The 13232-nt window shown below is 72.4% G+C and carries 11 protein-coding genes; all 11 read right to left on the bottom strand.

The window, feature by feature from the left end:
* Positions 1-8 precede the first annotated feature (8 nt).
* A complete protein-coding gene (locus tag BR85_RS06130) occupies positions 9-1961 on the bottom strand; it encodes a primosomal protein N' family DNA-binding protein (protein ID WP_028495729.1) in 1953 nt (650 codons plus the stop codon).
* Between the two features lie 10 nt (positions 1962-1971).
* Positions 1972-3165, bottom strand: coding sequence for a methionine adenosyltransferase (gene metK, locus BR85_RS06125; RefSeq protein ID WP_028495728.1), 1194 nt, complete (start codon positions 3163-3165; stop codon positions 1972-1974).
* 105 nt (positions 3166-3270) lie between these two features.
* A complete protein-coding gene (rpoZ, locus tag BR85_RS06120) occupies positions 3271-3525 on the bottom strand; it encodes a DNA-directed RNA polymerase subunit omega (protein WP_028495727.1) in 255 nt (84 codons plus the stop codon).
* Positions 3526-3612: 87 nt separating this feature from the next.
* Positions 3613-4509 carry a guanylate kinase gene (gmk, locus tag BR85_RS06115; RefSeq protein ID WP_028495726.1) on the bottom strand — a complete coding sequence of 299 codons (897 nt, stop codon included), beginning with the start codon at positions 4507-4509 and terminating at the stop codon, positions 3613-3615.
* A complete protein-coding gene (pyrF, locus tag BR85_RS06110; protein WP_028495725.1) occupies positions 4502-5365 on the bottom strand; it encodes an orotidine-5'-phosphate decarboxylase in 864 nt (287 codons plus the stop codon). The genes gmk and pyrF overlap by 8 nt, the downstream gene beginning before the upstream one ends.
* Positions 5362-8649, bottom strand: coding sequence for a carbamoyl-phosphate synthase large subunit (gene carB / locus BR85_RS06105; RefSeq protein WP_028495724.1), 3288 nt, complete (start codon positions 8647-8649; stop codon positions 5362-5364). Before carB ends, pyrF begins: the two co-directional genes overlap by 4 nt.
* Complete coding sequence (carA, locus tag BR85_RS06100) at positions 8649-9794, bottom strand: glutamine-hydrolyzing carbamoyl-phosphate synthase small subunit (protein ID WP_028495723.1); 1146 nt, start codon at positions 9792-9794, stop codon at positions 8649-8651. The genes carB and carA overlap by 1 nt, the downstream gene beginning before the upstream one ends.
* A complete protein-coding gene (locus tag BR85_RS06095) occupies positions 9791-10324 on the bottom strand; it encodes a PH-like domain-containing protein (RefSeq protein WP_028495722.1) in 534 nt (177 codons plus the stop codon). The genes carA and BR85_RS06095 overlap by 4 nt, the downstream gene beginning before the upstream one ends.
* Positions 10321-11622, bottom strand: coding sequence for a dihydroorotase (locus BR85_RS06090; RefSeq protein WP_028495721.1), 1302 nt, complete (start codon positions 11620-11622; stop codon positions 10321-10323). The genes BR85_RS06095 and BR85_RS06090 overlap by 4 nt, the downstream gene beginning before the upstream one ends.
* Positions 11619-12590 carry an aspartate carbamoyltransferase catalytic subunit gene (locus BR85_RS06085; protein ID WP_028495720.1) on the bottom strand — a complete coding sequence of 324 codons (972 nt, stop codon included), beginning with the start codon at positions 12588-12590 and terminating at the stop codon, positions 11619-11621. Before BR85_RS06085 ends, BR85_RS06090 begins: the two co-directional genes overlap by 4 nt.
* Positions 12587-13132: a bifunctional pyr operon transcriptional regulator/uracil phosphoribosyltransferase PyrR gene (pyrR, locus tag BR85_RS06080; protein WP_028495719.1), complete on the bottom strand. Its 546-nt coding sequence runs from the start codon at positions 13130-13132 to the stop codon at positions 12587-12589. Before pyrR ends, BR85_RS06085 begins: the two co-directional genes overlap by 4 nt.
* Positions 13133-13232 lie beyond the last annotated feature (100 nt).

Here is a 13232-nt window from a genome sequence, read left to right as displayed (position 1 = left end):
GGGACTCCTCACAGATCCAGCTCGGGCACGTCGAGCCGCACTCTGAGTGTATTGCGCGTGCCGCGCTCCCTCGCCCGGCGGGCGCGCAGCGCCTCCGCGACGACGGCCGCCCGGAGGTGCTCGGCGACGGCTTTGCCGTGCCCGTAGTCGAAGCGCACGAGGGCCCGGACGCCGCCCTCCGCCTGCGGCACCGGTCCCAGGACCGCCTCGGGCCCCAGCGAGCGCACGGCGGTCCGCAGCTCCGCGAGCGTCGCCTCCACGACCGGCACGGCGCCCTCCAGGGCGGCGACGCGGACGGCGGGCGGCATGTGCAGCGGGACGCGGTCGGCGAGCTCGGCACGCGCGTAGGCGGGCTGCGTCCAGGTCGCCAGGGCCCGCGCGACGGGCCCCGACACCCCCACGAGGTGCACGGGCGCCCCGGGGGCGGCGAGGGTGGCGGCGTGCGACCACCAGCGCAGGCACGACTCCCCGATCCGCAGCTGCTCGGCCATCAGCATCCGGTCGCCGTCGAGGAGGACGACGGCGCGGTAGCCCCCCACGGCGGCGGGTTCCGCGCCGCGCGTCGCGACGACGAGGGCGGGGCGGTGCTCGACGCGGGTGACGGGGTGCTCGCCGTCCGCGACGATGATCCGCGTGTTCGGGAACGCCCGGCCGAGCTCGTCGGCGGTGCGCTCACTGCCGGCCGAGGCCATCCGCAGCTTTGTGGACTCGCAGTTCGTGCAGGACCAGTTCGGCGCCGACCGGCCGCACCACGTGCACTCCGGCGCCGCGCCGGCCCGCCGGGCCCGCATCGGCCCGCCGCAGTGCCGGCACCGCGCCGGCGTGCGGCAGTCGGCGCACACGAGCACGGGCGCGTACCCCGGCCGCGCGACCTGCACGAGCACGGGCCCACCCGACGCGAGGGCCTCCCGCGCGGCCGCGAACGCCGCCGAGGGCACACGCGCGCCCCGGGACTCGCCCTCGCGGGTGGCCGACAGCACGACCCGGGGACTCGCGCGGCGCGCGGCGGGCAGGTCGCGGACCCACCCGATCTGCACGAGACGCTCGACGTCGGTCGTGCGGGTGTGCCCCGCGAACACGAGGGCGCTGCCCTCGAGCTCCTGCCGGATGAGCGCCGCGTCGCGGGCGTGCACGCCGGGGCTCAGCGGCTCCGCCAGGAGCGGATCGCCGTCGTCCCACACGACCACGACACCCGTATCGGATGCCGGGGCGTACACCGTCGACCGGTTGCCGACGACGATGCAGGGGGCCGGGGTGAGCAGGCGCAGGTACGTCGCGTACCGTTCGGGACCCGAACGGCGCGCGTCGTCGCGGACCACCTCGGGCGCGCGTCCCTCCAGCGCCGCGAGCACCTGATCCTCGTCGCGCTGGTCGGGGACGACGAGGAGCGTGCTGCGGCCCGCGGCGAGCGTGTGCACGGCGATCGCGGCGAGCAGCTCGGCCCAGGCCCCCACGACGCGTTCCGTCGACGGGCGGGGCGGGGCGTCCAGGGCCAGCCGCTCCCCCGCCGCGAGGGCTTCGGCGAGACCCGGGTAGCCGGCCAGCAGGCCGGACGCCCACGCGGCGGTCTCCGGGGCCACGGCGGCGGCGGGCGGCGTCTCGGCGGCGAGCCACGCCTTCTCGGCGCGCACCATGCGCTTCGGGATCGCGAGCCGCAGGATGTCGCTCGCCGAGCCGGCGGCGCGGTCGGCCGCGCGGCGTGCCAGGGCGTACAGCGGCGGAGTGAGCACCGGCACCGTGGAGACCACGCTGTCGAGGTCGGACAGGGGGCGGCCGGAGGTCTCCGCCTCCCCGCGCTCGACGACGTACCCCTCGACGACCCGCCCGGCGGTGCGCAGCGGCACCTTCACCCGCACGCCCGGGACCGCGTCGGCATCCAGCTCCGCCGGCACGGCGTAGTCGAACAGCCGGTCGAGCTGCGGCAGCGGGGAGTCGATGAGGACGCGGGCGACGCTCGTCACGGCCGCGGCTCTACAGTCGTGCGGCCGCGCGGAGCTCCTCGACGCGGTCCGTGCGCTCCCACGTGAAGTCGGGCAGTTCCCGGCCGAAGTGACCGTACGCGGCGGTCTGCGCGTAGATGGGGCGCAGGAGGTCGAGGTGCTCGATGATGGCGTGCGGTCGCAGGTCGAACACCTCGCGGATCGCGGCCGTGATGACCTCGTCCGCGACGTGGCCGGTGCCGAAGCTCTCCACGTACAGGCCGACGGGCTTGGCCTTGCCGATGGCGTATGCGACCTGCACTTCGAGCCGGTCGGCGAGGCCCGCAGCGACGGCGTTCTTGGCGACCCAGCGCATGGCGTATGCGGCCGAGCGGTCGACCTTCGAGGGGTCCTTCCCGCTGAACGCGCCGCCGCCGTGGCGCGACGCGCCGCCGTAGGTGTCGATGATGATCTTCCGCCCGGTGAGACCGGCGTCGCCCTTCGGGCCGCCGATGACGAACGGCCCGGCCGGGTTGATGAAGTACTTCACATCGGGCATGTCGAGGCCCGTCTGCTCGAGGACCGGCTCGATGACCTCGGCGCGGATCGCGGCGCGCAGCGCCTTCTGCGAGATGTCCGGGTGGTGCTGCGTGGAGAGCACGACGGACTCGACAGTCTTGGGGACGGTGCCGTCGTAGCCGAGGGTCACCTGGGTCTTCCCGTCGGGCCGGAGGAACGGCAGGCTGCCGTCGCGGCGCACCTCGGACAGCCGCTCGGCGATGCGGTGCGCGGTCCAGATCGCCATCGGCATGAGCTGCGGGGTCTCGGTGGTCGCGTAGCCGAACATGATGCCCTGGTCGCCGGCGCCCTGCAGGTCGTGCGGGTCCTCCGAGCCGTCCTCGCGACGCTCGAACGCCTTGTCGACGCCCGCGGCGATGTCGGAGGACTGGGCGCCGATGGACACGCTCACGCCGCACGAGTCGCCGTCGAACCCGGTCTCGGAGGATGTGTAGCCGATGCGGTTGACGACGTCGCGCACGATCGCCGGGATCTCCACGTACGCGCTCGTGGACACCTCGCCGGCCACGTGGACGAGACCCGTCGTCACGAGCGTCTCGACGGCGACCCGGCCGTCCGGGTCGTCGGTGAGGATCGCATCGAGGATGCTGTCGGAGATCTGGTCGCAGATCTTGTCCGGATGCCCCTCCGTGACGGACTCGGAGGTGAACAGGCGCAGCGGGGTCATCGGCTCTCCAGGAAACGGACGCGAACGGGTGCGGAAACCATCATGCCCGTGGGGCCTGACATGTCAGGGCACACGGGCATGGCGACGCCTTGCGGCGTCACAGAGTCACTCGGCCGGGCGAAGGCGGAGCTTGTCCTCGTGGATCTCGTGCATCGCGATCGTGAGCGGCTTGTCCTCGACGCTGGAGTCCACGAGCGGGCCCACGTTGTCGAACAGGTTCCCCTCGTGCAGGTCGGAGTAGTAGTCGTTGATCTGACGCGCGCGCTTGGATGCGTAGATGACGAGCTGGTACTTCGAGTCCACCTTGTCGAGCAGTGCGTCGATGGGCGGGTCGATGATGCCCTGGTTCGTTCCGGCCATGGCGAAACCTCCTGGATCGGATGTCATGGGAAAGATCGTGGCGCGGCGGCGCCGCGGCATCCCACCAGTCTACCGGACGGGCGGGCGTCACCGCGCGAGGGCGGCGACCTCCTCGGCGGCACGGGCGACCTCGTCGTTGACGACGAGGTAGTCGAACTCCCCCTGCGCGGCGAGCTCACGGCGGGCGGTGCGGAGGCGCCGGGCGCGCTCCTCCTCGTCCTCCGTGCCCCGGCCGACGAGCCGCTGAACCAGCTCGTCCCAGCTCGGCGGCAGGAGGAAGACCAGCGTGGCGTCCGGCGCGGCGGCACGCACCTGCCGAGCGCCCTGCAGGTCGATCTCCAGCAGCACGGTGCGTCCTTCCGCGAGGGCGGCGTCGATCGGGGCCTTCGGCGTGCCGTAGCGGTGCGTGTTGTGCACCGTCGCGTGCTCGAGGAGCGCGCCGGAGGCGATGAGACGGTCGAACTCGGCATCGTCGACGAAGAAGTAGTGCTCCCCCTCGACCTCCCCCGGCCGCGGCGTCCGCGTCGTCGCGGAGACGGACAGCAGGATGCCGGGGTGGTGCGCCTTGATGTGCGCGGCGACGGTGCCCTTCCCGACGGCCGTGGGGCCGGCGAGCACGAGCAGACGGCTGCGGCCGGCGCGCGGCGCGGGCTCCGGCCAGCGCCGGTCGAGGAAGGCCTGCAGTGCGACCCGCTGCCGGGTGCCGAGACCCCCGAGCCGCTTGACGGGCGAGATGCCGAGTTCGGCGAGGATGCGGTCGCGCTTGCCCTCCCCGATCGCCGGGATCGCGGTGAGGAACTCCGGCACCCGCATGGCGCCGGCCGGCGACGCCGGGTCGGCGAGGGCGCGCCGCAGCAGCTCCTGCGGCGTGATGACGCGGGTCGAGACGTCGCGCTTGAGCGACGCGCGCTCGCGGCGGGCGGCGACGGCGCGCCGCGATGCCGCGGCCCGGTCGACCTCGGGGGGACGCTGTCCGTCAGCCACGGCGGTTCTCCTGCAGTTCTGCGTTGTGCGCGTCGATCGCGGCGACGAGACCGTCCGGTCCCGCGCCGAGGATGCTGCGGCTCGCCGAGGCGAGCACCTGCGGCGCGAGCGCGCCGAAGAGGCGGTCGAGGTCGGCCAGGCGCGCGCCCTGCGCGCCGAAGCCCGGCGCGAGGATCGGCGCACCGCCGAGCGTCTCGGTCCGCAGGCCCAGTTCGTCGCGGTCGATCGTGGCGCCGACGACGAACCCGACGGGGCCGAGCGCGTCGCCCTCCACGACGGCGGAGCGGTTCGCCGCTCCGGCGTGGGAGGCGACCCAGTCGGCGACCGTCTGCCCGCGCTCGGCGTCGACGACCGTGACCTCGGCCGACTGCAGTCCGAGCGCCTCGGGGTTGCTCGTCGCGGCGAGGACGAAGACGCCCTTGCCGCCGCGGACGGCGTGCGCGATCGTGCCGCGCAGCGAGTCGGGGCCCAGGTACGGGCTCACGGTCACGGCGTCCGCCTCCAGCGGCGACCCGGGCGCGAGCCACGCCTGCGCGTACGCGTCCATGGTCGAGCCGATGTCGCCGCGTTTCGCGTCGGCGATGACGAGCAGGCCGACCTCGCGTGCCGCGCGCAGGACGTCCTCGAGGGCGGCGAAGCCGGCCGAGCCGTACTGCTCGAAGAACGCCACCTGCGGCTTCACGACGGCGACGCGTCCCGCCGCGGCGTCGACCACGCGCAGGCCGAAGTCGCGCGCGCCGGCGGCGGTGGCATCCAGCCCCCACTCCTCGAGCAGCGCGGCGTGCGGGTCGATGCCGACGCACAGCCGGCCGCGCTCCGTCATGGCGGCGTCCAGGCGCCCGCCGAATCCGCTCACGCCGAAGCCGCCCGGTCGGCGGCGTACTCCTGGAGGCTCCGCACGCGGAACCCCTCGCGGAGGACGGGGAGGGCGCTGACGGCCGCGCCGAGCACGGCCATGGTCGTGAACAGCGCCTTGTCGCCGGCGACCGCCGCGGCCCGGATCTCGTAGCCGTCGGCGCGTGCGATGCCGCCGGAGGGCGTGTTGACGATGATGTCGATCTCGCCCGCGTTGATGAGGTCGACGACGTTCACCTCGCCGGAGTCGTGGGTCGCGGAGTACTTGTTCACGACCTCCACGCGGATGCCGTTGCGCGCCAGGATCTCCGCCGTGCCCTCGGTCGCGACGAGGCGGAAGCCGAGCTCCTGCAGCCGGTGCGCGGGCAGGATCACGGCGCGCTTGTCGTCGTCGGCCACCGAGAGGAACACGGTCCCGGAGGTCGGCATCCCGCCGTATGCGGCGGCCTGGCTCTTCGCGAACGCGGTCGGGAAGTCGCGGTCGATGCCCATGACCTCGCCCGTGGAGCGCATCTCCGGGCCGAGCACGGAGTCCACGGTGTGCCCGTCGGCGGTGCGGAACCGCTTGAACGGCAGCACGGCCTCCTTGACGGCGACCGGGGCGTCCAGCGGCACGCGGGAGCCGTCCTGCGCGGGCAACAGCCCCTCGTCCTTCAGCTCGGCGATCGTGGCGCCGGCCATGATGCGGGCGGCGGCCTTCGCGAGCGGGATGCCGAGCGCCTTGGAGACGAACGGGACGGTGCGCGACGCGCGCGGGTTGGCCTCGATGACGTACAGCACGCCGGCCGACACCGCGAACTGCACGTTGAGGAGGCCGCGGACGCCCACGCCCTTCGCGATCGCGAGGGTCGCGATGCGGACGCGGTCGATCTCGTTGCGGCCGAGCGACATCGGCGGCAGGGTGCAGCTGGAGTCGCCGGAGTGGATGCCGGCCTCCTCGAGATGCTCCATGACACCGCCGATGTACAGCTCCTCGCCGTCGTACAGCGCGTCGACGTCGATCTCCACGGCGTCGTCGAGGAACCGGTCCACGAGCAGCGGCGCACCCTCGCCGATGATCGCCTGGTCGGCGACGCGGACGAAGTAGTCGCGGAGGCTGTCGGTGTCGTACACGATCTCCATGCCGCGGCCGCCGAGCACGAAGCTCGGGCGCACGAGCACGGGGTAGCCGATCTCCTCGGCGATGACGATCGCGCCGGCCTCGTCGGTGGCGGTGCCGTGGCGCGGGGCGACGAGCCCGGCCTCGGCGAGGAGCCCGGAGAACAGGCTCCGCTCCTCCGCCATGTCGATGGCGGCCGGCTGGGTGCCGAGGATCGGGTAGCCGGCGGCCTCGATGCCCTTCGCCAGTCCCAGCGGCGTCTGCCCGCCGAGCTGGCAGATGACGCCGAGGATCTCACCGGAGCGGGCCTCCGCGTGCAGCACCTCGAGGACGTCCTCGAGGGTCAGCGGCTCGAAGTACAGCCGGTCGGAGGTGTCGTAGTCGGTGGACACCGTCTCGGGGTTGCAGTTGACCATGACGGTCTCGTACCCGGCATCGGACAGCGCGAACGAGGCGTGCACGCACGAGTAGTCGAACTCGACGCCCTGGCCGATGCGGTTGGGTCCGGAGCCGATGATCACGATCTTCCGGCGCTCCGACGGCGTCACCTCGGTCTCGGCGTCGTAGGAGGAGTAGTGGTACGGCGTCTGGGCCGGGAACTCCCCCGCGCAGGTGTCGACGGTCTTGTAGACGGGGCGGATGCCGAGCCCGTGCCGGATCCCGCGCACCTCGGCCTCGTCCAGGCCCCGCAGCTGCGCGATCTGCGCGTCGCTGAAGCCGTGATCCTTCGCGATGCGGATCGTCGCGGCATCCAGCTCTGCGGCCGCGGCGATGAACTCGGCGACCTCGTTGATGAGGATCATCTGGTCGAGGAACCAGGGGTCGATCTTCGTGGCCTCGAAGGCCTGCTCCAGGGTCGCGCCCTTGCGGAGCGCCTGCTGGAGCACGACGATGCGACCGTCGGTGGGCTTCCGCGCGACCTCCAGCAGCTCCTCCATCGACCGCGGCTCGTCGCCCCAGTGGAAGCTGGAGCCGCGCTTCTCGAGCGAGCGCAGCGCCTTCTGCAGCGCCGTGGCGTAGTTGCGGCCGATGGCCATGGCCTCGCCGACGGACTTCATCGTGGTGGTGAGCGTCGTGTCGGCGTTCGGGAACTTCTCGAAGTTGAACCGCGGCACCTTGACGACGACGTAGTCCAGCGTCGGCTCGAAGCTCGCCGGCGTCACCTTCGTGATGTCATTGGGGATCTCGTCGAGGCGGTAGCCGATCGCGAGCTTCGCGGCGATCTTCGCGATCGGGAAGCCGGTGGCCTTGGACGCGAGCGCCGAGGAGCGCGAGACGCGGGGGTTCATCTCGATGACGATGATGCGGCCGGTGGCCGGGTCGACGGCGAACTGGATGTTGCACCCGCCGGTGTCGACGCCGACGGCGCGGATGATGTCGATCCCGATGTCGCGGAGCTTCTGGTACTCGCGGTCGGTGAGGGTGAGGGCCGGGGCGACGGTGATGGAGTCGCCGGTGTGCACGCCGACGGGGTCGACGTTCTCGATGGAGCAGACGACGACGGTGTTGTCGGCCGTGTCGCGCATGAGCTCGAGCTCGTACTCCTTCCAGCCGAGGATCGACTCCTCCAGGAGCACCTCGGTCGTCGGGGAGTCGCGCAGGCCCGCGCCGGCGATCCGGCGGAGGTCGTTCTCGTCGTAGGCGAAGCCGGAGCCGAGGCCGCCCATCGTGAAGGACGGCCGGACGACGAGCGGGTAGCCGAGCTCGGCGGCACCGGCGAGCACCTCGTCCATCGTGTGGCAGATGCGGCTGTCGGCGACGTCGGCGCCCGCGTCCAGCACGAGCTGCTTGAAGATCTGCCGGTCCTCGCCCTTGTTGATGGCCTCGAAGTTCGCGCCGATGAGCTCGATGTCATACTTCTCGAGGACCCCGTGGTTGTGCAGGTCGATCGCGGCGTTCAGGGCCGTCTGGCCGCCGAGGGTCGGCAGGATCGCGTCCGGGCGCTCCTTCGCGATGATCGTCTCGATCACCTGCCAGGTGATCGGCTCGATGTAGGTCGCGTCGGCGAAGTCGGGGTCGGTCATGATCGTCGCCGGGTTGGAGTTGACGAGGATGACGCGGACGCCCTCCTCACGCAGCACGCGGCACGCCTGGGTGCCGGAGTAGTCGAACTCGCAGGCCTGGCCGATGACGATGGGGCCGGAGCCGATGACGAGGACGGAGCGGATGTCGTCGCGCTTGGGCACTAGTTCTTGTCCTTCAGGGTCGACACGACGAGGTCGCGGAAGCGGTCGAACAGGTAGTTGGCGTCGTGGGGGCCGGCCGCCGACTCGGGGTGGTACTGCACCGAGAACGCCGGGATGTCGAGGGCGCGCAGGCCCTCCACGACGTTGTCGTTGAGGTCCACGTGGCTGACCTCGACACGCCCGTAGCCGTTCGGGCTGTCCGTGACGCCCTCGATCGGCGCGTCGACGGCGAAGCCGTGGTTGTGCGCCGTGATCTCGACGCGCCCGGTCTGCTTGTCCAGCACCGGCTGGTTGATGCCGCGGTGCCCGAAGGGCAGCTTGTAGGTCCCGAAGCCGAGCGCGCGTCCGAGCAGCTGGTTGCCGAAGCAGATGCCGAAGAACGGCAGCCGCTCGTCCAGGACGGCGCGCAGCAGGTTCACATGGTCGTCGGAGGCGGCCGGGTCGCCGGGGCCGTTGGAGTAGAACACGGCGACCGGGTCGATCGCGCGGATCTCGTCGATCGTGACGCTCTGCGGAAGCACGTGCACGTCGAACCCGCGCGCCGCGAGGTTCGTGACGGTGGACTGCTTGACGCCGAGGTCCAGGACGGCGAGATTGCCGAGGCGCTCGCCCACGGCGGGGGTCACCTGCGTCTCGGACACCGATACGGCGGCGGAGAGGTTCTGGCCGGCCATCTGCGGCGCCTCGCGCACCATGCGCAGCTGCTCGTCGGCCGCCAGGTCTGCGGACGCGCCGGAGAACACGCCGCCGCGCATCGACCCGGCGGAGCGGATGTGCCGGGTGACGGCGCGGGTGTCGATGCCGCTGATGCCGACGATCCCGTCGCGCTCGAGGGCGTCGTCGAGGGATTCCTGGGCGCGCCAGTTCGACACGACGCGCGAGGGGTCGCGGACGATGTAGCCGGCGACCCAGATGCGCCGCGACTCGGGGTCGTCGTCGTTCATGCCCGTGTTGCCGATGTGCGGCGCGGTCTGCAGCACGATCTGGCCGGCGTAGGACGGGTCGGTGAGGGTCTCCTGGTAGCCGGTCATGCCGGTGGAGAAGACGACCTCGCCGAGGGTCACGCCGCGCGCGCCGTACGCGCGGCCGGTGTGGCGGGTGCCGTCCTCGAGGACGAGGACGGCGGGGTCGGTGGTGAAGCTCATGCGTCGGTTCCCGTCGGGGTGGTGGAAGTCTGTGCGGGCAGGATGCCGGCGATGGCGTCGACGACGGCGCGCGAGGACGCGTCCTGCGCCCGCAGGTACGTGTCGACGAGCGTCCGGTCCGGGGTGTCGGCCGCGGCGTGCCAGGCGAGGCGGACGAGTCCGTCCTTCTCCACGACGCGGTCGATCGCGACGGTCGCCTGCCCGACCGATGCGATGCGCTCCAGGGGCAGGAACAGACGCGGCTGGCCGGTGAGGTCCAGCGCGACGCCGAGGTCGGTGACCGTCACCGTGACGCGGGAGCGGAAGCCGAGCCCGCGGATGGCGAGGCGCTCGAGCGGCTCGTCGTGTCGCGTGGTGGCCACGTAGAGGCCGTGGAAGATCGCGCGGGTCGCCGCGCCCGCCGGGATCTCGCCGAGCGGCGCGGCCAGCGCGCTGTCCCGCCGCGTTCGTCGGATCCACGCCCAGACGCCGAGCCCGAGCAGGACGACGGCGAGGGCGATGAAGATCAGGACGGCGGTTTCGCGGGTCATGCGCGTGCCTCCTCGCGGACGATGCCGCGTTCGACGGTGGGGGTGCCCCGGAAGAACGTCCACAGCACCTGCCCGGGCAGGTCGCGGCCGACGTAGGGCGAGTTGGTGCTGCGCCCGTGCAGGTCCTCGCGCGTGAACGCGCGCACCGGCGTGGGGTCGTAGAGGGTGAGGGATGCCGGGGCGCCGGCGACGAGCGGGGTGCCGGCGCCGTCGAGACGGCCGATGCGCGCCGGCGCCGCGGACATGACGCGCGCGACGTCCGACCAGTCGAGCAGGCCGGTGTCCACGACGGCCTGCTGCACGACGCGGAGCGCGGACTCGAGACCGACCATGCCGTTCGCGGCGGCCTGCCATTCGCAGGACTTCGCCTCGGCGGGGTGCGGGGCGTGGTCGGTCGCGACGATGTCGATCGTCCCGTCGGCGAGCCCTTCCCGGACGGCCTGCACGTCCTCGTCGCGGCGCAGCGGCGGGTTGACCTTGAAGCGGGCGTCGTAGCCGCGGACGAGATCCTCGGTCAGGAGCAGGTGGTGCGGGGTCACCTCGGCGGTGACATTGACGCCGCGCTTCTTGGCCCAGCGGATGATGTCGACGGAGCCCGCGGTGGAGAGGTGGCAGACGTGCAGGCGGGAGCCGACGTGTTCGGCGAGGAGCACGTCGCGGGCGATGATCGACTCCTCGGCGACGGCCGGCCAGCCGGCGAGACCCAGCTCGGCCGAGACGGTGCCCTCGTTCATCTGGGCGCCCTCGGTGAGCCGGGGGTCCTGCGCGTGCTGGGCGACGACGCCGTCGAACGCCTTCACATATTCCAGGGCCCGCCGCATGATGAGCGGGTCGAAGACGCAGAATCCGTCGTCGCTGAACACGCGGACGCGGGCGCGGGAGGAGGCCATGGCGCCGAGTTCGGCGAGCCGCTCCCCCTTCTGCCCGACCGTGACGGCGCCGATCGGCTGTACGTGGACGTAGCCGGCGGCCTCGCCGAGGGCGAGCTCCTGCTCGACGACGCCGGCCGTGTCGGCCACCGGCGACGTGTTCGGCATCGCGAACACCGTCGTGTAGCCGCCGGCGGCGGCGGCGCGGGAGCCGCTGAGGATCGTCTCGGACGCCTCGTATCCGGGCTCGCGGAGATGCGTGTGCAGGTCGACGAGACCGGGCAGGGCGAGGAACCCGTCGGCATCCACGACCCGCGCGCCGGCGCGGCTGAGGCCGGTGCCGATCTCGTCGATGCGTCCGTCGGCGATCACGAGGTCGGATGCCGCCCCGTCGATGCGGGCTCCGCGGATGAGGATGGTCTCGGTCACCGTGCGGCCTCCTCTGCGTTCGTCGTGTCCCGCTCGCCCGCCAGCAGCAGGTACAGCGCCGCCATGCGCACCGAGACGCCGTTCGCGACCTGTTCGAGCACGGTCGAGCGCGGGGAATCGGCGGCGTCGGCGGAGATCTCCAGGCCCCGGTTCATGGGACCGGGGTGCATGACAATGCTATCCGCCGGAAGGGATGCCACGCGCCGCGCGTCCAGACCCCAGCGGCGGGAATACTCCCGTTCAGTGGGGAAATAGGCGGCGTTCATGCGTTCCAGCTGGATGCGGAGCATCATGACCGCGTCCGGGCCGGCGGCGAGGGCGTCGTCGAGGTCGTAGCGGATGCGGGCCGGCCACGCCGAGACGTCCTGCGGCACGAGGGTCGGCGGGGCGACGAGGGTCACGTCGGCGCCGAGCGTCGACAGCAGCCACACGTTGGAGCGGGCGACCCGGGAGTGCAGGATGTCGCCGACGATCGTGACGGCGACGCCCGTGAGGTCGCGGCCGCGGCTGTCCGCGCCTAAGCGCCGCTTGCGGATCGTGAAGGCGTCGAGCAGCGCCTGCGTGGGGTGCTCGTGCGTGCCGTCGCCCGCGTTGACGACGCCCGCGGAGATCCAGCCGCTCGTGGCGAGGGTCTGCGGGGCGCCGGATGCGCCGTGGCGGATGACGACGGCATCCGCGCCCATGGCCTGCAGCGTCTGCGCGGTGTCCTGCAGCGACTCCCCCTTCGACACCGACGATCCCTTCGCGGAGAAGTTGATGACGTCGGCGGAGAGGCGCTTGGCGGCGGCTTCGAAGGAGATGCGGGTGCGCGTGGAGTCCTCGAAGAAGAGGTTCACGACGGTCTTGCCGCGCAGCGTCGGGAGCTTCTTGATCTCACGGGTCTGCGTGTCGCGCATGTCCTCGGCGACGTCCAGGATGCGCAGGGCGTCGTGGCGGGAGAGGGTCTTGGTGTCCAGCAGGTGCCTCATGAGGCGATCGTCACCTCCTCGGCGCCGTCGACCTCGGCGAGGAGGACGTTGACGCGCTCCTGGCGGGCACTGGGCAGGTTCTTGCCGACGAAGTCGGGCCGGATGGGGAGCTCCCGGTGGCCGCGGTCGACGAGGATCGCGAGGCGCACGGCGGCGGGGCGCCCGATGTCCTGCAGGGCGTCGAGGGCGGCGCGGATGGAGCGTCCGGAGAAGAGCACGTCGTCGACGAGGATGACGGTCTTGCCGTCGATGCCGCCGGCGGGGATCTGGGTGGGCTGGGGCGTCCGCGTCGGGTTCCGGTGCAGGTCGTCGCGGTACATCGTGATGTCCAGGGCACCGCGGGGCACGGCCGCTCCCCCGAACTCGGAGACGAGCGCCGCGATGCGGTCGGCGAGGGCGACGCCGCGGGTGGGGATGCCGAGGATGACGAGGTCGTCGGGCCCCTTGTTGGACTCGAGGATCTCGTGGGAGATCCGAGTCAGGGCCCGGGCGATGTCGGCGGTGGACATCACGGTGCGGGGGTGCACGGTGGGCGTGCTCATCCGCGCTCCCTTCTCCGCCTCTCTGGACGGTGTTAAAGGTGGCTGCTTCCCTCGATGATAGTCCGCCCCTTGACACCTAGTGACGCTAGGCCTAGTGTCC

Source organism: Microbacterium sp. UNCCL10 (assembly GCF_000746195.1).
In the GTDB taxonomy this organism is placed as follows: Bacteria; Actinomycetota; Actinomycetes; order Actinomycetales; family Microbacteriaceae; genus Microbacterium; species Microbacterium saccharophilum.
Note: the sequence above shows the minus strand (reverse complement) of the source record. Positions and strands in the feature narration are given on the sequence as shown.

Bases quoted from the DNA above. Each gene is read 5' to 3' on its own strand.
- BR85_RS06095 (WP_028495722.1), bottom strand. From the start codon at position 10,324: ATGACCCGCGAAACCGCCGTCCTGATCTTCATCGCCCTCGCCGTCGTC.
- rpoZ (WP_028495727.1), bottom strand. From the start codon at position 3,525: ATGGCCGGAACGAACCAGGGCATCATCGACCCGCCCATCGACGCACTG.
- carA (WP_028495723.1), bottom strand. From the start codon at position 9,794: ATGAGCTTCACCACCGACCCCGCCGTCCTCGTCCTCGAGGACGGCACC.
- metK (WP_028495728.1), bottom strand. From the start codon at position 3,165: ATGACCCCGCTGCGCCTGTTCACCTCCGAGTCCGTCACGGAGGGGCAT.
- pyrR (WP_028495719.1), bottom strand. From the start codon at position 13,132: ATGAGCACGCCCACCGTGCACCCCCGCACCGTGATGTCCACCGCCGAC.
- BR85_RS06085 (WP_028495720.1), bottom strand. From the start codon at position 12,590: ATGAGGCACCTGCTGGACACCAAGACCCTCTCCCGCCACGACGCCCTG.